The 20,899-nt window shown below is 38.7% G+C and carries 17 protein-coding genes and 1 tRNA gene; 13 read left to right on the top strand and 5 right to left on the bottom strand.

Annotation, left to right across the window (positions count from 1 at the left end; all coding sequences use genetic code 11):
* Positions 1 to 10 precede the first annotated feature (10 nt).
* From QA601_10120 to QA601_10105, 4 genes are all read left to right on the top strand, one after another.
* Entirely contained in the window at positions 11 to 1,219 is a 1,209-nt protein-coding gene (locus tag QA601_10120) for an argininosuccinate synthase (protein ID MDG5815436.1), read from the top strand.
* A 115-nt stretch (positions 1,220 to 1,334) separates the two neighbouring features.
* The gene (gene ispD / locus QA601_10115; protein MDG5815435.1) at positions 1,335 to 2,042 is read left to right on the top strand and encodes a 2-C-methyl-D-erythritol 4-phosphate cytidylyltransferase; all 708 of its coding nucleotides are present in this window, start codon (positions 1,335 to 1,337) and stop codon (positions 2,040 to 2,042) included.
* Positions 2,008 to 2,577, top strand: coding sequence for a DNA-3-methyladenine glycosylase I (locus tag QA601_10110; GenBank protein MDG5815434.1), 570 nt, complete (start codon positions 2,008 to 2,010; stop codon positions 2,575 to 2,577). Before ispD ends, QA601_10110 begins: the two co-directional genes overlap by 35 nt.
* A complete protein-coding gene (locus QA601_10105) occupies positions 2,565 to 3,788 on the top strand; it encodes an acyltransferase (protein MDG5815433.1) in 1,224 nt (407 codons plus the stop codon). The genes QA601_10110 and QA601_10105 overlap by 13 nt, the downstream gene beginning before the upstream one ends.
* Positions 3,789 to 3,916: 128 nt before the next feature.
* On the opposite strand, the gene QA601_10100 is transcribed toward QA601_10105, so the two are convergent.
* Positions 3,917 to 4,501, bottom strand: coding sequence for a MarC family protein (locus QA601_10100; GenBank protein ID MDG5815432.1), 585 nt, complete (start codon positions 4,499 to 4,501; stop codon positions 3,917 to 3,919).
* Between the two features lie 40 nt (positions 4,502 to 4,541).
* The gene (locus QA601_10095) at positions 4,542 to 5,294 is read right to left on the bottom strand and encodes an inositol monophosphatase family protein (protein MDG5815431.1); all 753 of its coding nucleotides are present in this window, start codon (positions 5,292 to 5,294) and stop codon (positions 4,542 to 4,544) included.
* Between the two features lie 418 nt (positions 5,295 to 5,712).
* Here QA601_10095 and QA601_10090 point away from each other — a divergent pair, with 418 nt between their 5' ends.
* From QA601_10090 to QA601_10070, 5 genes are all read left to right on the top strand, one after another.
* Positions 5,713 to 7,815, top strand: coding sequence for an acetate--CoA ligase family protein (locus QA601_10090; GenBank protein MDG5815430.1), 2,103 nt, complete (start codon positions 5,713 to 5,715; stop codon positions 7,813 to 7,815).
* Positions 7,816 to 7,818: 3 nt separating this feature from the next.
* Positions 7,819 to 9,678, top strand: a complete 1,860-nt coding sequence (locus QA601_10085; GenBank protein ID MDG5815429.1) for a GNAT family N-acetyltransferase — start codon at positions 7,819 to 7,821, stop codon at positions 9,676 to 9,678.
* A 218-nt stretch (positions 9,679 to 9,896) separates the two neighbouring features.
* Positions 9,897 to 10,415, top strand: a complete 519-nt coding sequence (locus QA601_10080; protein ID MDG5815428.1) for a hypothetical protein — start codon at positions 9,897 to 9,899, stop codon at positions 10,413 to 10,415.
* Entirely contained in the window at positions 10,405 to 11,724 is a 1,320-nt protein-coding gene (locus QA601_10075; protein ID MDG5815427.1) for an FAD-binding oxidoreductase, read from the top strand. Before QA601_10080 ends, QA601_10075 begins: the two co-directional genes overlap by 11 nt.
* A 355-nt stretch (positions 11,725 to 12,079) precedes the next feature.
* Positions 12,080 to 12,751, top strand: a complete 672-nt coding sequence (locus tag QA601_10070) for a hypothetical protein (protein ID MDG5815426.1) — start codon at positions 12,080 to 12,082, stop codon at positions 12,749 to 12,751.
* A 141-nt stretch (positions 12,752 to 12,892) separates the two neighbouring features.
* Here the strand turns inward: QA601_10070 and QA601_10065 are convergent.
* The 3 genes from QA601_10065 to gltX all read right to left on the bottom strand — a co-directional run bounded on the left by QA601_10065 (position 12,893) and on the right by gltX (position 16,260).
* Positions 12,893 to 12,965 (bottom strand) — tRNA-Ala (locus tag QA601_10065).
* A gap of 51 nt (positions 12,966 to 13,016) precedes the next feature.
* Positions 13,017 to 14,747, bottom strand: coding sequence for a glutamine--tRNA ligase/YqeY domain fusion protein (locus QA601_10060; GenBank protein MDG5815425.1), 1,731 nt, complete (start codon positions 14,745 to 14,747; stop codon positions 13,017 to 13,019).
* A 49-nt stretch (positions 14,748 to 14,796) separates the two neighbouring features.
* Entirely contained in the window at positions 14,797 to 16,260 is a 1,464-nt protein-coding gene (gene gltX / locus QA601_10055; protein ID MDG5815424.1) for a glutamate--tRNA ligase, read from the bottom strand.
* A 198-nt stretch (positions 16,261 to 16,458) separates the two neighbouring features.
* Here gltX and rpsT point away from each other — a divergent pair, with 198 nt between their 5' ends.
* The 4 genes from rpsT to QA601_10035 form a co-directional block, all read left to right on the top strand.
* On the top strand, positions 16,459 to 16,716 hold the full coding sequence (gene rpsT / locus QA601_10050) for a 30S ribosomal protein S20 (GenBank protein ID MDG5815423.1): 258 nt from the start codon (positions 16,459 to 16,461) through the stop codon (positions 16,714 to 16,716).
* Between the two features lie 152 nt (positions 16,717 to 16,868).
* Entirely contained in the window at positions 16,869 to 18,938 is a 2,070-nt protein-coding gene (locus tag QA601_10045) for a hypothetical protein (GenBank protein ID MDG5815422.1), read from the top strand.
* Between the two features lie 27 nt (positions 18,939 to 18,965).
* Positions 18,966 to 20,012 (top strand): DUF4388 domain-containing protein, encoded by a 1,047-nt coding sequence (locus QA601_10040; protein ID MDG5815421.1) that lies wholly within the window; start codon positions 18,966 to 18,968, stop codon positions 20,010 to 20,012.
* A gap of 163 nt (positions 20,013 to 20,175) precedes the next feature.
* Positions 20,176 to 20,899: ADP-ribosylation factor-like protein (locus tag QA601_10035; protein MDG5815420.1), on the top strand; the 724-nt coding region annotated here is incomplete at its 3' end.

The following is a 20,899-nucleotide window of genomic DNA, read 5'->3' as shown; positions in this document are numbered from 1 at the left end:
AATAATAATTATGGAAAAAGTTGTTTTACTCTACTCTGGTGGTCTCGATACTTCTATAATGATTCCCTGGTTAAAGGAAAACTACAATTGTAAAGTAATCGCGATGTGTGCAGATCTGGGACAGGAGGATGAGCTTGGTGGTCTTGAAGAAAAAGCACTTAAAACCGGTGCATCCAAGCTCTATATCGAAACTCTTACTTCAGAGTTTATCACCGACTTTATCTACCCTACATTAAAGGCAGGTGCGGTGTATGAAGGGACCTATCTTCTTGGTACCAGTTTCGCACGACCGCTGATTTCAAAGCGAGCTGTTGAAATCGCACAAAAAGAGGGAGCAACGGCAATTGCTCACGGAGCAACTGGTAAAGGGAATGATCAGGTTCGTTTTGAGCTTACGATTATGGCACTGGATCCATCACTAAAAATCATTGCCCCCTGGAAAGACCCCAAATGGGATCTTCACTCAAGAGAAGAATGTATCGCTTATGCTAAAAAACACAATATACCTGTTAGCCAGTCAAAAAAACGTATCTACTCTGAAGACCGCAATATCTGGCACATAAGCCACGAAGGTGGGGTTCTTGAGGATCCTCAGGTCGAACCACCCGATGATGTATATACTCTTTCAAACACCCTGGAAAATGCACCGGATAAAGCTGAATACCTCGAAATTGCATTCGAAAAGGGTATTCCGGTCGCAATCAACGGCGAGAAAAAAGATCCTGTCGCACTCCTTACTGAGCTTAACAAAGCTGGTGCCCGCCACGCAATCGGCCATGTTGATCTGGTAGAAAACCGTTTGGTTGGTATTAAATCCAGAGGCATATATGAGACCCCGGGAGGCACAATTCTTTATGCCGCTCACAGGCAGCTTGAGAACCTTGTACTTGATCGGGATACCTCACACTTTAAAGACATGCTTGCAATTCGATATGCCGAACTTGTTTATAACGGTCAGTGGTACTGCGACCTCAGAGAAGCACTGGATGGATTTGTTGATGTAACACAGAAAAATGTTACCGGAACAGTTAAAGTAAAACTGTATAAAGGCAATATAGTCTGCGCAGGCACCAAAGCAGAAAAGTCCCTTTATATTGAAGACCTTGCTTCTTTCAGTAACACTGAACTCTATGATCAGATGGATGCTACCGGGTTTATCAAAATTTTCGGTCTACCAATGAAAGTTGCCGGAATGGTTGATCGAAAGAATACAAAATAACCAACTGATTGGGATTGGTAAACGATGCGTTTTATTAAAGTAATGTTTACCATCCTTTTTTCTTTTAAAAATAAGTTTTATAGCTACTAACCAAAGCAACACAGAACTATACGGTATGATACAAGACAAGACAGATGCAATAATTGTGGCAGCTGGTTCGGGGTCACGACTGGGATACTCCCTTCCCAAAGCTTTTGTTCCACTGGGGGAAAAACCTCTTCTGTATTATTCTGTTTTAAAATACACCTCTCACCCATCTGTATCATCAGTAATCCTTGTTGTTTCCTCTTCAATGCTTGAATCAGCCAATGCATTCTTAGAAGATCATCCTCAGTTTAAAAACTCGACCATAATTACCGAAGGTGGTGATGAGCGCTGGAAATCAGTGCGTAATGGTGTCCACGTCTCTCAGGCAGAGTGGGTTTTGATCCATGATGCGGCACGTCCCTTTATCACCGATGAGGTTATCGACTCTGTAATCCAAAAGAGAGAGTGTTACGATTCAGTCATTACCGCGACACCGGAAGTGGATACAATCCGTACTTTCAGAGGTGATATAATGGGAACCACCCTTGATAGATCACAGGTAGTTCGGGTTGGAACTCCTCAGCTTTTCAGGCGCACTCTGCTATCAGAATCATTCAGTGAACCATCGCTTATGGATCCACCACCAACTGATGAAGCAGCACTTATGGAGCGAAAAGGGGTAACCATTGGTTTTGCCTGGGGTGATCCTCTGAATTTTAAAATCACAACTCCATCTGATATGCAAATCGCTGAGGCACTTATTGAAAGAGATAAAAAGATGTTCATGGGCCGGTAATGATCCGGTGTACATCCAATACCACGATTACGAATGGGGAATCCCTGTTCACAATGACACTAAGCTTTTTGAAATGCTTATTCTGGAGGGATTCCAGGCAGGTTTATCCTGGATCACTATACTAAAAAAAAGAAACAGTTTCAGGGATGCTTTTGAATCCTGGGATTATAACAAGGTTGCTTCTTTCACAGAAAGCGACATTGGTCGTCTGGCAGAAAATAAGAACATTGTAAGAAACAGACTAAAAATTATATCAGCTGTTAAAAATGCACGTGCATTTATAGATGTAATAGATAAGTTTGGTAGTTTTGACAATTATATTTGGGGGTTTACCGGATATACCACCATTCGTCCCATGATACCCCCCCGAAACTGGTCAGAAGTACCAACTCGTAGCACGATTTCAGATAAAATGAGTAAAGATCTGAAACAACGAGGATTTAGCTTTGTTGGAACGGTGATTTGTTACTCTTTCATGCAAGCTGTGGGAATGGTTGATGATCATATGGAGGGATGTTTCAAGTGCAAACGATAAGTGATGACAAAAAGAATTTTACTGCTACAGGTGATCCAAAAACCAAAACACCTTACTTCACCGCTATCGACGGGCTGAGATTATTAGCATCTATTAACATTGTTCTGTTTCATATGGAAATAAGTGGTGGTTTAAATGATCTGGGCGGGTCTCCCGGGTGGCTTTTTCGAATTATTAAAGGTCCGGCATTTCATGCAACAGCTTTTTTTCTTCTGGGTGGTTTCATCTTTACTACAAAATTCCACTCCAAGGTATCGACCTTTAATAATTGGTCCTTTTTAAAAAAACGATTCAAAGAGCTTTATCCGTTACATCTGCTTACCACAGTTTTTATGACCGCTTTGTATGTGTATAGAAGAGTTGGGGTAGAGGAACTCAGTTTGCAGAATATACTGTCTTCACTATTCATGCATCTCACCTTTCTGTGGTCACTGTTTCCATTCGGTACCCTGCCACTTAACAGACCATCCTGGGCGCTTTCGGCATTTTTCCTCTGTTATTTGTTATTTGGACCTATGTTGAAATGGGTATCAGCACTAACTACAAAAAAATCAGTATATTTTTATATTTTTGTAGCCTCACTTCCACTTATTGGCTGGGGAATGCTTTACTGGATTATCGAGACTCCACAAAATTACTACTTCTTTTTTCACATATTTGGGGGCATCAGACTGTTTGAATTTGTACTGGGGATGCTTCTTGCAAGACTATATCTGCTGAGAAAGGAAAAAAGCAGTAATAATACTTTTATACTAAAAGATGATCTGATCTTTTTGGGCACCCTTACACTTATATTTTTAAACCTTGGCCTCCAGACAAAAGGAAACCCTGTCCTGACATGGTTTTCCTACCACTTTTTTATGACTCCTCTTTATATGATTGCATTATATACTGTGGCTCTTCAGAGAGGAGTGATTTCAAAATTCCTTTCTTTCAAACTGTTTAGAAAAGTTGGCAGAGCTTCCTTTTATCCCTATCTGCTCCATATACCTCTTATGAGTTTGACTACTCTGATCTGCGAAAATGTTTTTGGCTATAGAAGGTTTCTTCATAGTCCGATCAATGTGACGCTTTTTATAGTGATACTTTACGTTGGAAGTTACTTTTACGTTGATAAAGTAAAAAGTAAAAGGAAAAAGGTCTGCGTTAAAGTTACTAATAAAGAGGAGGTTGATCCGGTTACTGTTGTTACACCTGCTGGGCTTGATTAAGGCTGTAAGTTTATTTTAAGATTGTTTTTTTGCGCGTCTAAATCTAATTCCATGCGAAAGTATTGGAAATATCAGATCTGATAAGGACAGTATAAAACGATTTTATGCCCTGGAATAATGAACTAATCTCACCCGTCGAGTAAAACAGAAAAAATACCTCTGCGAACCATCATCACCGCGATAGCAGCGAGAAGAAGACTGGCGATTTTTGAAGTAATTTTTGTTCCGGAACTTCCCAGAAATTTTGTTATGTAACCCGAGAAGAAAAGCATCACTCCGGTAAGCACGATAAGGGCAATAAGGGCAGTAGCCGTTGGAACAAAACCATATTCCCGGGTCAGAAGCATTATTGTGGTAAGGACAGCAGGCCCGACAATGAGTGGCACACCAATGGGAACAGGACCCAGAGATTCGGGTTCAATACGTCTCAGTGATTTATCCTCTGTAAAAAGATCATTAACAGAAATCATAAAAAGTATTATGCCTCCTGCTATGAGGAAATCAGAAACAGTTATGCCCAGGAGACGAAGTATAGCCTCCCCTACAAAAAGAAAAAGAAGAGCCACGACCATAGCAGTCAGAATCGATTGTACAATTATTTTATTAACCCTCTTTTTATCCAATCCTTCTACGATACCTAAAAATATCGGCAAAAGCCCAATAGGGTCTACTGCTACGAAAAATGGAACAAAGCATACCCAAAAATATTCCACCAATTACTCCTGTATCGATTTTTGCATTTAAAATCTATAGTTATACTGTGGTTATTAGTTTTCGTAACTCAAGGTTAATTAAGGGATTACTTGCCACAAATTTTTTACTTTTAACATTTACAGTTTCCCCTCTGTGCCCACAAATAACTCCACCTGCTTCAAGTAGTATAGCGGCTCCGGCTGCAAAGTCCCAGGGTTTTTCATCAAATTCAATCAGTACATCAGCTTTGCCTTCAGCAAGATATGACATATTTCTGCATGAAGCACCAAGCATCCTTATATTGAAAAACCGATGTGCCATCCTCCCCAATAATCCAAGTTTCTCCTCTCCCCCTTCACTCATACCTGAATCAAAGAGCAAAGTAGCCTCTTTTAAATCAGAACAGTTTGAAACTTTTAGAGGTTTACCATTTTTAAAAGCACCGCTCCCTCTTTCAGCACAGTAGAGTTCATCAGTTGAGGGCAAATAAATCACTCCCCCAACAAACTCATCCCTATGAACTAAACCAATACATACCCCATACATTTGAATTCCACGAATGAAGTTATGAGTACCATCAAGGGGGTCAATGAGCCAAAGATATTCGTTTCCTCTTTGCTCTCCGCTTTCTTCTGCCAGCAGTGAGTGTGAGGGAAAGGATTTGCGTATAGCATTTACAATGATATTTTCTGATTCTTTGTCAATGTTTGTAACCAAACTATGGTCTTTTTTTCTCTCAATTTGGATGGATTGATCAAAATGTTTGCTCAGAAAACGACCTGCTTGCTGAGCAGCTTCAACTGCAACATTCATATACTCTTCCATTTTACCCTCTTAACTTTGCTATATATTTTCGCCCGTAGTTTCACAGTTTATGCAAATTCCCTGCCTGATTTTTTTTATCATTGGACTGGTCAGTATACATCTGCTTGAATATTCCCAAACAGCAAAGACAAATGCCCGATAAAGATTGTTCAGTTAAATTGTTGAGAATAAAAAGCTCAAACATTAATCAGGAATCGATAAATGTAGCTGGTTTTTGTGTTCCCAAACACTTATTTTAATATACTAATATATTGATCTTTGAATTTGATAATTTTTCCCAGTAAGTAGTTATACTTCTATATACAGTGACTTGATGTATTTTTACTCTCCCCAAAATAGTGAGTCACACGAAGTGCTGTTTTGGAGAGTGAGATATCGGTTCACAGAATGAAAGGATTTATGTTCCATGAGTTTCGATAAACTCCTGCGGCCTAAAACCGTTGCAATTATCGGTGCTTCAAGCGACGAAAGAAAAGTCGGTAACAATGTCCTGGACAATGTGATTAATGGAGGATTTGAGGGCGAAATATACCCCATTAACCCCAAGGTTGACCAGATACTTGGCAAACAGTGCTACAAATCACTCCTTGATATTCCTGGAGAGGTTGATCTTGCAGTCATCGTGATAAAGCGAGATCTTGTTTTACCAATGCTCAAGGACTGTGTAAAAAAGGGGGTAAAAGGTGTTGTTGTAATCACCGCTGGTTTCGGCGAGACCGGTGAGGAGGGCAGACAGCTCCAACGAGAGATGACCAGCCTTGTTCGGGAAAATGGGATAACCATGATGGGGCCAAACTGCCTTGGGTTGATAAATCCGTGGCATAAGTTAAACGCCTCCTTTGGTCAGGCAATTAATCTTCCGGGTCCAATTGGTTTGATATCCCAGTCAGGTGCACTGATTACTGCAATACAGGATATTGCTGCCAATGATAAAATCGGGTTCTCTGTTCTGGCCTCGCTTGGAAATAAAGCTGCACTCGATGAAGTAGAATTTCTGAAAAATCTTCAGAAGGATGAAAACACGAAGGTTATTGCAGCCTACCTTGAGGATATCTCAAGAGGGCAGAAGTTCATGAAAGTAGCAGAGCGGGTAAGTAAAACTAAACCAGTTGTTGTGCTTAAATCAGGGCGCACTGCTGCCGGAGCAAAAGCTGCTGCTTCACACACCGGAAGCCTTGCAGGTGCAGACAGTGCCTATACAAGCGCATTTGAAAGAAGTGGTGTTGTTAGAGCAGATTCCATAGAACACCTCTTTGATATCGCTACTGCATTTGCCTACCAACCACTTCCAAAAGGTGATAGAGTAGCAGTAGTCACCAATGCTGGTGGACCAGGTATAATGATGTCAGATGCACTTGAGATGGCTGATCTGACTATGGCAAAACTCGACGAAGAAACAAAAAGTAAGTTAACATCTCTTCTTCCGGCTGCTGCCTCAGCCAACAACCCCGTTGATGTGCTGGGTGATGCTAATGGTGAACTCTACGGCGCAGCTATTGATATTCTTCTGGCAAGCGACTCTGTTGATAGCCTTGTCGTTATACTTACCCCACAGAAAATGACTGATGATGCTGATACAGCACAACACATCGTCAATATTTCCAAGAAATATGATAAGCCAGTTCTTGCATGTTTTATGGGAGCGCAGATAATCTCCAAAGGAATTGAGATTCTAAGAGAAAACAAAATTCCTCAGTACGCTATTCCTGAGCGTGCAGCACGTGCAATGAGACAGATGGTGTCCTACAGTAACTACAAAAAACGTCCGCTGCGTGAGGTGGAACGGTTTGCGGTTAATAAAATCCCTGTCATAAAAACCATTAAGTCAAGCATCGAAAGAGGTCAGTACGAGATTGGAGAGGTTGAAGCCAAAAACATTCTTGATGCTTACAATTTTAATGTCCCACCAGGAATGCTTGCTACAACAGTTGATGAGGCTGTGCGCTTCTCAAACGAGCTTGGGTACCCTATCGCCATGAAAATTTCAAGCCCGGATATTTTACATAAGTCTGATATAGGCGGGGTTAAAGTTGGTCTCAAAAATGCATCTGAAGTTGAAGACGCATTTGAGCTGATGATGCTTAAGATCAAACGTAAAAAGCCTGATGCAGAAGTCAGAGGGGTTCTTATTGAAAGAATGGTCCTTGGGGGAAGAGAAGTAATCCTCGGTATGAATAAGGATCCTCAGTTTGGACCTATTTTAATGTTTGGACTCGGTGGAATTTTTGTCGAAGTATTAAAAGACGTTACATTTGGCCTTGCCCCTCTTACACGTGAAGAATGCCTTAGTATGATTGAAAGCACAAAATCCTACAAATTGCTCACCGGGGCAAGAGGACAGAAACCTTATGATATCAATGCAATAGTGAACAACCTTCAGCGTCTCTCCCAGCTGGTTCTGGATTTTCCGGAAATCGATGAAATCGATATGAATCCGCTTAAAGTTGGACATGAAGGAGATGGGGCTTCTGTTGTAGATGCAAGAATCATTCTGTCAAAGGAGATTTGATATATGCCGGTATGGGAAGAGTTTTACGAAAAGAAAAAGACTACCGCTAAAGAAGCGATTAAAAAGATTAAACACGGAGACCGGATCTTTATTGGAACCGGTTGCTCCATACCTCAAACACTTGTAAAAGAACTCGTGAATGAGGAGCATGATATAGTAGATGCTGAAATTTACCATCTGCTAACTGAAGGCGATGCACCATATATAAAAGAAGAATTTTCCGGAAAATTCAGAACTCAGAGTTTTTACATCTCTGAAAACATTCGCCAGGCCGTTAACAAAGGTGGAGGAGACTATATTCCGATAAATATCTCTGAAATTCCTTACCTTTTCAGATCTGGAAAACTTCCACTCGATATAGTTCTTATTCAAACAAGCCCACCGGATCGAAACGGCAATCTAAGCCTGGGGGTTTCTGTTGATATAGTTAAATCTGCAGTCGAAAACGGCTTAACTATCATCGCTGAAGTAAACAACAAAATGCCCAGAACTATGGGAGACTCTTTTATACCACTGGATCTTGTGGATTCGGTTATTGTTAGTGACAGTGAAATAGTTCAGTATCCTTCCCCGGATCCTGACCCGGTTACGGAATCGATTGCACTAAATATTGCTTCATTGGTTGAGGATGGATCTACACTTGAGCTTGGAATTGGAGTAATACCACAAGCTGTTTTAAGATATCTTAAAAATAAAAAGGATCTTGGTATACACACTGAGATGTTTACCGATCCAATAATACCACTAATCGAAAGTGGTGTAATTAATGGTAGTCGCAAATCCATCAACAGAGGTAAAATTACTGCAAGTTTTTGCATGGGAACACGGAAGCTTTTCGACTTTATTAACGAAAACCCTATTTTCGAATTTCGTCCATCAGAATATGTAAATGATACACAAATTATCAGCCAACACCGCAAGATGATAGCTATAAACTCTGCACTGCAAATCGATATGACAGGACAGGTATGCTTAGATTCCTACGGTTTTGAGTTCTATAATGGTATTGGCGGTGTGGTTGACTTCTGTCGTGGAGCAGCTTCAGCCAAGGAGGGCAAAACCATCATAGCTCTACCTTCAACAACTGAAGATGGGAAAAAATCACGCATTGTTGCTAATTTGACTGAAGGATCAGGTGTCGTTCTTTCAAGAGCCGATACTCGTTACGTTGTTACTGAATACGGTGTTGCGGACCTGTATGGGAAAAATATTAGAGAACGAGTTCTTGCACTGGCCGAAATTGCTCATCCTGACTTCAGAAATGATATTCTAAAAGAAGCAAAAAAACACAAATACGTTTATTCACATCAAAAAGAGCTTCCCAAAATAAGTATCAACAATCCCCGTGAGTACGAAAGAACGCGGGCTCTCTCTGATGCAACCAAACTGTTTGTACGACCTATTCGCCCCAGTGATGAAAAAGCGCTTCGTGACATGTTTTATGCTCTATCGGAAAAATCTATTGCATTTAGATTTTTCGAACCCACTAAAGCTTTTCCACAAAAGTTTATTCAGGACTTTACAACTATAGACTTCTCAAAAGATATGGCTATTGGAGGATTTGTAAAGGATCTTGGTGGGGAGCAGATCGTAGGAGTAGCTCATTACTACCTTAAAGAAGATTCAAAACGTGCTAATATCTCCTTTGTAGTAAGAGATGACTGGCAGGCTAAAGGTATCGGTACTGATCTTCTGAATATCATGAGCGATATCGCCAAAGAACGTGGTCTCACTGGTTTTGAAGCAAAAGTGAGTGCTGAAAACCAGCAAATGCTTTCTGTTTTCTATAACTCTGGATACGAAATTACCACAAAGCGAGAAAAAGACTCGTATCTGATCACCTTTGATTTTGATCAGCAATAATTGTCTTTGTCGGTACTTCAAAAGGAAACTGTTTTTACAGTTTCCTTTTTTTTGTGGCCATCACTTGCTTTCTTCTCTGTTTTAAGGCTGCAAATTTTCATTGTACCCCCAAAAAAAATGCTTTAAATGCTTCAGTTTTTTTCACAGTTTTATGTCAGGATATATTTTAAAAACGTATAGCAGTACAAAGAGTTTAAAACTTATTAAGGAGGATTTTTTTGAAATTAATGGTACTTTTACTCTCTGCCCTCTTTTTTTTGCCGTTGAACGCTTTAGCCCAAACCTCAAATACCCAGATACTGTTGGTGTACGAAAATACCAGATTTAAAAATAATCTCATCGAGGAGATGAAGAGCCTGCTTGAAAATGGTGGAATTACTGTCACAGTCGCGCAACATTCCAGAAGAGGTGTAAAAGTTAGTGATGCAGAAGATTATGATGCAATTTTTGTTACCAATTCCGGAGTTAATTCTGAAATAAGACCCTGGATCATCAAGTGGATTGAAACAATTAACAATGATAATGTGTTACTTCATACGACACAAACAAGGTCTTGGGAGCCAGAAATTGATGGTGTAACTTCAGCATCAAATAATTCAGAAGTACCTGCGCTTGCCCAAGACTATGTTAAACGACTAAAAGATCTCTTTCACCAATCACTCAAAGAAGAAAACACCGATGATGAAGAAGTTGCAGAAGAAGAATATATAACCGACAGTGATACAAGTGAAAATTAAATTTCTCTGGATCATTCTTGCGCTATTTAGTCCATTACTACCTATAGTTGCGTATTTTAGCGGTAACTGGTACTCGCTTTTTCACAGCTATTCACTAGGGATGGTTTTTGGCATTATTAGCTATATCTACTTTCTAAACTGCCTTATCCTCTCTGCAAGAGTCAAACTCTTTGACCGGCTGTTTGGGCAGGATAAGGTTATTAGATTTCATGCTTCTCTTGCAATCCTGGCGCTGTTGAGCGCAGCTCTTCATCTATATTTTAAAAAAATATATTTCCCCGAAAGTAACTTTCAGATATATCTGGGATATACCGCCTTTTATATTTTTTTATTGGTGATTGTAATCACTCTGCTTTTAATGGTTACGACAAAGATTCATCAGTTTACTGTTATCCGAAACTTAAAAACACTTCTGCTAAACAAGCTAAAAATTGATTATTCACATATTAAACTGTTCCACAATTTTGCTTCAGTTGGTGTGGTTTTGATCGCTATTCATGTATATCTTGCCTCCCCCACCAGAGAAGGGAATTTAAGAAGTGGGATGATGGGTGCATGGGCATTTATTAGCATTGGTCTATATATTCATCACAAATTCCTCAGACCCTTACGCGTAAAGAACAATCAATTCAAAGTCGTTGATGTACAGCTACTAAACGATTCGGTAACCGAATTAAATTTGCACCCAGAGAGAAAAAAAACAAAATACAAACCCGGTCAATTTGGATATTTCAGAATCATTTCTCCTGTATGCTCTAAAGAGGAGCACCCTTTTACTATTTCCTCATCTCCAAATGAGGAAAATCTTACCTTAACGATAAAAACGCTGGGTGATTATACGGAGAATATTCGCAACTTGCAATCAGGAGCTAAAGTATTTTTTGATGGTCCTTATGGTAAATTTTATCCCAATAACCTTAATCATCATCACCTTTTCATCGCTGGGGGAATAGGTATAACTCCTTTTCTTTCTATTATTTCCCATTGGAGTAAAGAAAAAATCACTACACCTGCTACACTTTTATGGAGCACCAAGTATAGTGAAGATCTTACTCATCGGGTCTTTTTTGAATCGATTGAGAAATCAAATCCACACTTCAAATTTATTCCCATAGTCACCAGACAAAATCACACCTCCCATACACTCAAACGCATTACAGCAGAGCTTCTTTCCAAAATTATTGAAAATCCTTCAAAAACAGAAGTTTTTCTCTGTGGGCCCGAACCCATGAGTACTTCCCTGATGGAGCATTTAAAAAAGCTGAATATAAAAAAGTATAACATTCATTTTGAAAAGTTTTCATTGTAATACTGATTTTGCAATATTTAAGCACAGGCAGCTTTTTTAATTTCTTAATATTCTACTTACGGCACTATTATCCCCCTTTTCCTTTCTTTAATTAATATGTACTAAAAATCGTTTCTGCTTTACTGTATTACAGGTTGACCATATTTGGGTATTCCTTCTTTATAGGTCATTTTTTTATATTCCTTTCCTAATCAGTAGTATGTTATTTGAAAAAAAAAGTATATATCTGTCATTTAGTACCGGTCTTATATATTTTATAGTTTATTTTGTATGTTATTTATTCCGCTCTTTTTTGCTAAAAATTAATATGTTACCTTACATAACAGCACCATTACCTAATAAAGGAGATGAAAATATGAAAAGCGCAAAGATGATTTTATTCGGATTTGTAGCGTTTGTGTTCAGTGTTTCAGCACGAACTGAAAACAGTAGAGTACTTCTTGTTCACGAAAATACCGAGTTTAAAACCGGTCTTGTTCAGGAAATGAAAAATCAGCTTCAAAGAGACGGAAAAAATGTTACCATCGCTCAACATACAAGATATGGTTTATCTGTTGAAGATCCGGAAAACTATGGTGCAATATTTATTACCAATTCAGGAGTAATGTCCAGAGTAAGACCCTGGATTGTCGGATGGACCAATTCACTTAGTAATGAAAACATAATTGTACATACAACTCAAATTAGATCATGGGAGCCGGATATTGGTATAGATGGTGTTACCTCTGCTTCAGCTAACTCAGATATTCCTAATCTTGCTCGCCAATATGTCAGAAAAATCAATAACTCTTTTGCTAAAGCCGATATGAGCAGATCAAGGTTTGGTTATGAAGACGATGATGAAGAAATAGATAGTGACACTGAAGTATCATTCGGCGATGGTGATGAGTATAGTGATCAAAATTTAGATGATGATTCTGAAATATCATTCGATGACGATGAGCACGATGATGATTCAGATAGTGTCAGTGAAGAAGATACTAATCAGTCTCAAGATGATTCCGGAAGCTCATTTAGCACATTTTAAGAAAATATGACATTAAAAGCCTACTTATTGCACTCTGATTGTTTTCAATTGGAGTGTTTTTTTTATTTCTATCATTTACTTTTTTGTCAAAAACATACAAATAAAAAAAAGGATACCTGAATTTTCCAGATATCCTCTTTTTGGAGCTGAGGGGGTTCGAACCCCTGACCCTCAGACTGCCAGCCTGATGCTCTCCCAACTGAGCTACAGCCCCTTTATTGAACAGATAAATTACTTTAGGACCACATCAAAGTCAAACCGTTTTTTACGCCTTGGACTTTTTCTTTATTTTGGCCCATGTGTCCTTAAGTGTTACAGTTCTGTTGAAAACAAGACAATTTTCTCTAGATTCATTATCTACACAAAAGTAAGCCAGTCGTTCAAACTGATACCTCTCCATTGGTTTTGCTCTGTTTAAACTTGGTTCACATTTGCATCCTTTTAGAACTTTCAGTGATTCTGGATTTATATTTTTGAGAAAATCTCCACCTGGTGCATCCGATGGATCTTCAGTAGTAAAAAGCTTATCATAGAGTCGCACTTCAGCATCAATTGCATGTTTGGCAGAAACCCAGTGAAGAGTAGCTTTTGGCGATCTACCGTCTGGACTTGCCCCACCCTTCGTCTCAGGATCATAGCTACACTGCAGCTCAACGACATTTCCCTCCTGGTCCTTTATCACCTTATCGCAAGTGATAAAATAAGCATATCGTAACCGAACTTCGCGCCCTGGTGCGAGACGGAAAAATTTCTTTGGCGGATTCTCCATAAAGTCATCCCGCTCAATATAAAGCACTTTGGAAAACGGTACTTTTCTTGTGCCCATTGAACTATCTTCGGGATTGTTTATTGCCTCAAGCTCCTCACTTAGATCTTCGGGATAATTGGTAATAATAACTCTCAGTGGATTAAGTACAGTCATTACCCGATTAGCCCTTTTATTGAGGTCCTCTCTAAGGCAGTGTTCCAACAAGGCCAGGTCCACTGTACTATCTCTTTTAGCAACTCCTATTCTTTCAGCAAATGCTCTTATCGATTCGGGCGTATACCCTCTACGTTTTAGCCCGGAAATAGTAGGCATACGTGGATCATCCCATCCTGAAACATACTTCTGTTGCACCAGCTGCAAAAGTTTTCTTTTGCTCATTACAGTGTAGGTAAGATTAAGCCGCGCAAATTCAATTTGCTGAGGATGATGAATTTCAAGCTGTTCCAGAAACCAATCGTAAAGAGGCCTATGGTCTTCAAACTCCAGCGAACAAAGAGAATGTGTAACTCCCTCAATTGAATCTTCAAGACCATGAGCCCAGTCATACATAGGGTAAATTTTCCACTTATCACCGGTGCGGTGATGAGACACTTTAAGGATTCTGTACATAGCCGGATCGCGCATATTCATATTGGGATGAGCCATATCAATTTTTGCTCTTAAGACATGTGTTCCTTCCTCAAATTCCCCATCTCTCATCCGCTTAAAAAGGTCTAGATTTTCCTCTGTTGAGCGATTCCTGTAAGGGCTTTCTTTTCCTGGTTCCTTTAGCGTGCCACGGTATTCTCTTATCTGCTCAGGCGTAAGATCATCAACATAGGCTTTACCATCTTTGATCAATTTAACTGCCCACTGATACATTTGCTCAAAATAGTCCGAGGCAAAATAAAGATGAGGCCCCCAATCAAAACCAAGCCATGACACATCCTGTTTGATAGATTCGATATACTCACTCTCCTCCTTTGAGGGATTAGTATCATCGAAGCGAAGGTGACACTCTCCACCAAACTCCTCAGCCATACCAAAATTAATACAAATAGCTTTAGCATGTCCGATATGAAGATACCCATTGGGTTCTGGAGGAAAACGGGTAACGATCTTATCCCACTTTTTACTTTCAATATCAGTTTTAATTACTTCTCTAATGAAATTAGAAACCTGTGGTATTTTATTTGTATTACCTGTATTATCATTTTTCTTTTTATTAACTGGTGGGATCTCTTCCATAACGCTCCTGTTTACTACTCAAAAAAGTTAATATTGATATCTATGTAAATTATTTATTTTCCAGATATTCACATGCTTTTTCAATTCTTCTAATGACAGTTTCTTTGCCCAAAGAAGATAACAATTCATAAAGTCCGGGTCCAAAACTTACGCCGCTTACGGCAAGCCTGGTAGGATGTATCAATTTTCCTGTGGAAATTTCTCTGCTTTGAGCAAGATCCCGAACAGCACATTCAAGTTGATCTGTACTAAACGGATCAATGTCCTGAAGTTTCTCAACGAGAGCCCGCAAATGATCCAGAGTATCTGTTTTGTAGTGTTTTTTCTCGGCTTTCTTTTCATAAGAAGATGGATCAATGAAAAAATATACCGAATTATCAGCTAGATCTATAATTCTCTTTGAGCGCCCCTTGAGAAGATCGATTGCTCTAAGAAGATATTTATCATCAGCACGTATGTCTTTTCCAACAACCCCTCTCTCTTTAAGTAGCTCCAGTACTGCAGGTGATAACGATTCAGAACTCCGCTCAGCCATATATAATCCATTCATCCATTCAAGTTTTTTCTCATCAAACACCGATGCTTTAGGAGATACTTGCTCAAGAGAAAATGCTTTTACCAGTTCATCTACGGATATCTTTTCCCGGTCATCTCCCGGTGCCCATCCCAAAAGTGCCAAGAAGTTAAACAAAGCCTCAGGTAAATACCCCCCTTTTTTATAATCCATTACAGAAGCAGCACCTTTTCGCTTGGATAGTTTACCACCTGTAGGAGACAGAATTACCGGTAAGTGTGCAAATTGTGGCAATTGCCATCCAAAAGCTTCATAAATAAGCACATGTCTTGGAGTTGACGCAATCCATTCATCCCCTCTTAGCACATGTGATATCTTCATAAGGTGGTCATCAATAACGTTTGCCATATGATAGGTAGGAAAACCATCAGATTTTATAAGAACAAGATCATCAAGTACATCACTGTTATACTCTATCTCACCTCTAATTAAATCCTTGAATTTTACAATTCTGCCCTGTGGTATTTTAAACCTTATAATAAAGGGAATGTTTTCAGATAAGTTTTGCTGTATTTGCTCATTGCTTAGGTTGCGACAGTGTCGATCATACCCAGTAAGATTGCCACTTTTTTCCTGTTGCTCTCTTACACTGGCCAAGCGTTCAGAAGAACAGAAACAGCGATATGCATGACCATTCTCCAACAGTTGATTTGCATATTTTTGATAAAGATGATTTCTTTTTGATTGTGTATAGGGCCCATAATCTCCACCCTTCTCTGGCCCTTCATCCCACTGTAAGCCTAACCAGGTTAAACTCTCATAGATCTCATCTAATGCCCCCTCAACAAAACGACTTCTGTCAGTATCTTCTATTCGCAAGATAAAAGTACCACCGTGATGCCTTGCAAAAAGGAAATTAAAAAGAGCACTCCTTGCTCCACCCACATGCAAATAACCTGTCGGTGAAGGGGCAAAACGAACACGGACAGTATTTTCCATCTTTCTCTCCTCCTCTAAGAGTCTAATTCACATCTTCTTTTTTAATGACCATTAAATATAAGTTAAGAAAAACATTTATATGAACATAAGGTTAAAGTTTAATTCTTATACTAGTTATGCTTGACTCTAAGTTTAATTTTAATTATTTTAAATTGTTTTATTGAGAATCAAACCCATACGTTGATAAGGAGCTCTAACATGCAGCGACATAAATCGGTTGAAAAACGCGACAGAACCAGCAAAAAAGCCAATCTGGTTAACCGTAGCAACCGCTCTCGCATTAAAACTGCTACACGTTCAGTTACAGAGGCAAAAGATAAGGAAACAGCAACGGATGCTTTGAAAGAAGCTGTGTCAGTATTAGATAAAAGTGCCAAAATTGGCCTTATCCATCCAAACAAAGCTGCTAACCAAAAATCGAGATTAAGCAAAATTGTAGATCAAATTGAAAAATAAGTTTTTCGAGGCACATCACTCATCCAGGGATGTGCCTTACTTTTCTCTCCTTTTCATTACCTACTCTGTCTACCCATATACTAAATTTTAATATATAATCATATATCCTGTATATACTACGTTTTAACACTGATTATGGATTAATATTTCCGATGTTCAATAAGTGTTTTATTACGACTTCCCTGTTTGTGTTATTGGTTGCGAACATTCTTTTTGCAGCGCCCGGCCCCTATTGGGCCACAGAACTAGAGCAGGCACTTTATACCAGAGATGCTTTCCTGCAAACAGAAGGTATTTCACCTGATTATAGCTCTTCAAATAAATGGGTCAGAATCAGTACCAGGGAATCCAATTTAAATAGTTCCAGTATATGGGGCTCGTTTTCAAGAGGAATACTTCAAAAAAACAACTCTTCAAAGCGCGATGAGTACTTCTCAAAAGCACTTAGCCTAAGTGAAAATGATCCCGGGGCACTTTGGCTTCTATGTGCAGAATTCCTAAAACTTGATTATCTTACCTGGGCAGAGCGATGTTTAGAGAAACTCCAGAAACTTAAGATCTCTGAAGGTGCAATATCGGTTCCTCTAATCTCTAAACAGCTACTTTTTATGGGCCGTGAATTTGAGAGTAGCGATAATAAATCAGCGCTTTTTTGTTATAACTGGGCTGCTGATTTTGATCCTTACCAGCCCTGGTCTCATTTTCGATCAGCAGGCATCTACTTTCCCCGAAATATAAACAACTCTATTTCATCATTTTTTTCTGCTATTGGTGTACTTTTTAATTCCTGGAAAGCGCAACATTCCTTTCTATTTAATTTGTATCTCTGGTTTCGTTCTACTTTACTGATTTTTCTATTCAGCACACTTTTGATCCTCTCAATCAAACATGTTACAAAAGCAGTTCACCCACTCAATGAGAGATTATTTTCAACCATTCCCCTGCCTTATAGGACACCTCTAAGCATAATTGTTTTACTTTCATTAACTTCACTGGGCTTCATAGCGTTTTTTTGGATAATTGCACTATTCATTTTTCGTTTTTTAAAAAGAAATGAAAAGATTATCCTCTTTGCCTCATGTACTATTCTGGCCCTTTCTCCTCTGGATAATTGGATTCAGTTAGTATTTCTAAAAAGTGCTTTACCTCACAACACACCAGCAGTTTTTTCCAGAATCTCCTCTGAAGGCTATTGTGATCAATTACATACAAAAGCCACAAAGTTAGTTAACCAAAACCCTGATGATTACCTGGCCCACCTGGCCCTTTCTGTTTCAAATATGAAAGCTGGTAAAATGAATAAGGCTTCATATTCTCTGGATATTGCTGAGAGAATCAAAGGCGATGATCCAATCACCCTACTTACCAGAGGAAATTTTCATTACCTAAACGGACGAATCGATCTTGCTGAGACTTACTTTTCCCAATCACTTGAAATGAGTCCAGGTATCCAGGAAGCACATTTTAATAAAGTTCAATGCCACTTAAAACGAGAAACTATCTCTGGAACAGAACTACTAAATGAACTTTCAAAAGGAAATTCAAAAAAGATAAATACCTTTATAGAAACAAACGACAGACATTTCGGTGGAAATTGGCCCGAAATCCGTAAAATAATGCAACCACAGATTACTCCATTTTACTTTTGGAGCAATTTCTATAAATATGGTATCTCTCCATCCTTTTCAGCCTTATTAAGTTACCATAATATATTAATTTTTACTCTTTCATTTTTATTACTTGCACTACTCTTTTTTACTAACTGGTTTCATTGGAGTACTAATAAAGTCAAAGACACATTTTGCTGCAACTTGTGCGGAAGAATTACTTGTAGAAAGTGTAGAAAAGGAACCATGTGCAAAAGTTGCTTTAAAAAACTCAAACACATAAAAAATGTATCCTCTATAGCATATATAAAAAACAGCATAATTAAAAAGCGCAAAATAAAAGATATAATCGTAGCAAATAGTGTAGCAGCTATACTTCCCGGCGCTGATAAAGCGCTTGCATCAAAAACACAGAATTTCTCATGGCTTAGAATTTTATTGTCATGTTCTGTTATTGCTGCAATTTACACCTTCCTTACACTTTCACTTAAATACCCGTACAATCTTCAAAATGTAGTCTATTTGCCTGTATTTTTACTATGTTTTTATATTATTTACAATATAATCAAAAGAATTAAAGTTATCCTTAATACCCTGTTTAGTGAAAAAGCTTAGGGGAGAAAACGATAGGAGCACCGATAGATGGTTCTGAGCGGATCTATTCGTGAATTTATTCTTGCTGATGTATTTCAATTGTTGTCACAGCAGAAAATTACAGGGAAACTTATTCTAACTAAAGGTAAAGATATTGGCTTTGTACTTTTTGACAGTGGAATGGTTATTGGTGCAAAAATTGGAGAAGAAAATCTCGAAAGGAAATTATATAACTATTTAACCGATGTACAGCAGAATTCACCAATAAGTATACAGGAACTTATCTCTTCACATCAGGGCGATTTAAATTCCTTGTGTGAAGAAATTGTCGAAAAAAAATTAGCCCCCCCGGATGACTTGCAAATGTTTATTGAAACATCTCTGGAAGACTTGGTCTGCAGTCTCTTTTACTGGAAATCCGGTTCCTACAAATTCAATAGTATGAACAATGCCGAGCACCTTATTATCAGAGGCATAAAAGTCCCCACAGAAAATATAATCATGGAGGCAATGAGGCGAGTAGATGAGTGGAATAGAATAACGGAAATCATTGATGAAGATACGGTGTTTATTCCAAACGAAAAAGAGCTTCAGAAAACAGCCGAAACAGACATATTTAACAGACCTGAAGATTATATATACAACCATCTTGACAGCACGCATACCTTACGTACCATTATTAATTCCTGCTGCTTGTGTGAATTTAAAGTTTATGAAGCCATCAACATCCTTCTTCAAACCAATAGAATAAGCGCTCTTTCCCCAAGAATCAGCAGATCAATCCAAGCTGCAATGGAGAAAAAAAATAGCACCCCAATTCTCTCGTATGTGCGAATAGCAGTATCGTTGATTGTTGCTGCCATAATTACCTTCGCAGCGTTGTTTTCAGGAAACTTCCTCAGAACAACATTTCTCCTTGATAGCCATGAAGCAAAAAAACAGATAAAAAATTATACCTGCATCTACGCCGAAGAAAAAATAATCAGTGCAGAATTTTTCTATCAAACCACCACGGGCAAACAAATCGATTCCATGCTGATCTTAAAAGAAATGAATATCCTCAGCAACCCGGATTTCAGACACTGCAAACATTAGGTTAAATAAAATTGATATTCTACCCACTTCAATAGTATATTGGAAAATGGGTATATGTAATAGAGATCCTTGCTTAATACCCTCTTTCTTACTATTTTTTGGTTAAACGGTATTATAATATAACCTTTATTACGTCATCGTCTAAAAACAAAAAAGGGTGACTATGGCTTCAATTAACTATGCCGCCAGAGAGATAAGTGTAAAAGTTGTTTACTACGGACCTGGTTTGTGCGGAAAGACCACTAATCTACAAATTATTCATCGAAAAGTACCTACAGATCATAAAAGCGATATGGTTTCCCTTGCCACAGAAAGTGACCGCACGCTTTTTTTTGACTTTTTACCCCTTGATCTTGGAAAAATTAAAGGTTTCGCCACCAAGTTTCAACTATACACCGTTCCAGGTCAGGTATATTATAATGCCACACGAAAACTCGTTCTTCGGGGTGTTGATGGCGTTGTGTTTGTGGTAGATAGTGCAGCAGATAAGTTGCAGGAAAATATCGAGAGTTTTCAAAACCTTGAAGACAACCTGAGTGAATATGGATACAAACGTGAAAACATTCCGATTATTGTTCAATACAATAAAAGAGATCTTCCCAATGCAATGCCGGTAGATCAACTTCAATCTTTGATTAACAAATACAATCTCCCCTATGGAGAAGCAATAGCCAATAAAGGTATAGGTGTCTTTGATTCTTTAAAACTAATCGGTAAAACCGTTATAGATACCTTGAACCAAAAGTACTCTCGCTCTTCACGTAAAAGTAGCCCAAGTTCAAAATTTACGCAATCCGTGCCCAAAAGCACAGTACCTGATTTAAAAAAATCCAAACCCGGACAACAACAGGTTCCCGGACAACAACAGGTTCCCGGACAACAACAGG

The organism is Chitinispirillales bacterium ANBcel5, assembly GCA_029688955.1.
In the GTDB taxonomy this organism is placed as follows: Bacteria; Fibrobacterota; Chitinivibrionia; order Chitinivibrionales; family Chitinispirillaceae; genus Cellulosispirillum; species Cellulosispirillum alkaliphilum.
Note: the sequence above shows the minus strand (reverse complement) of the source record. Positions and strands in the feature narration are given on the sequence as shown.

What these genes read in the sequence shown, in the direction of transcription:
- QA601_10060 (MDG5815425.1), bottom strand. Translation starts at nt 14,747, where the DNA reads ATGGAAGAGATCCCACCAGTTAATAAAAAGAAAAATGATAATACAGGT.
- QA601_10070 (MDG5815426.1), top strand. Translation starts at nt 12,080, where the DNA reads ATGAAAAGCGCAAAGATGATTTTATTCGGATTTGTAGCGTTTGTGTTC.
- ispD (MDG5815435.1), top strand. Translation starts at nt 1,335, where the DNA reads ATGATACAAGACAAGACAGATGCAATAATTGTGGCAGCTGGTTCGGGG.
- gltX (MDG5815424.1), bottom strand. Translation starts at nt 16,260, where the DNA reads ATGGAAAATACTGTCCGTGTTCGTTTTGCCCCTTCACCGACAGGTTAT.
- QA601_10120 (MDG5815436.1), top strand. Translation starts at nt 11, where the DNA reads ATGGAAAAAGTTGTTTTACTCTACTCTGGTGGTCTCGATACTTCTATA.
- QA601_10045 (MDG5815422.1), top strand. Translation starts at nt 16,869, where the DNA reads ATGTTCAATAAGTGTTTTATTACGACTTCCCTGTTTGTGTTATTGGTT.
- QA601_10090 (MDG5815430.1), top strand. Translation starts at nt 5,713, where the DNA reads ATGAGTTTCGATAAACTCCTGCGGCCTAAAACCGTTGCAATTATCGGT.
- QA601_10095 (MDG5815431.1), bottom strand. Translation starts at nt 5,294, where the DNA reads ATGAATGTTGCAGTTGAAGCTGCTCAGCAAGCAGGTCGTTTTCTGAGC.
- rpsT (MDG5815423.1), top strand. Translation starts at nt 16,459, where the DNA reads ATGCAGCGACATAAATCGGTTGAAAAACGCGACAGAACCAGCAAAAAA.
- QA601_10085 (MDG5815429.1), top strand. Translation starts at nt 7,819, where the DNA reads ATGCCGGTATGGGAAGAGTTTTACGAAAAGAAAAAGACTACCGCTAAA.
- QA601_10040 (MDG5815421.1), top strand. Translation starts at nt 18,966, where the DNA reads ATGGTTCTGAGCGGATCTATTCGTGAATTTATTCTTGCTGATGTATTT.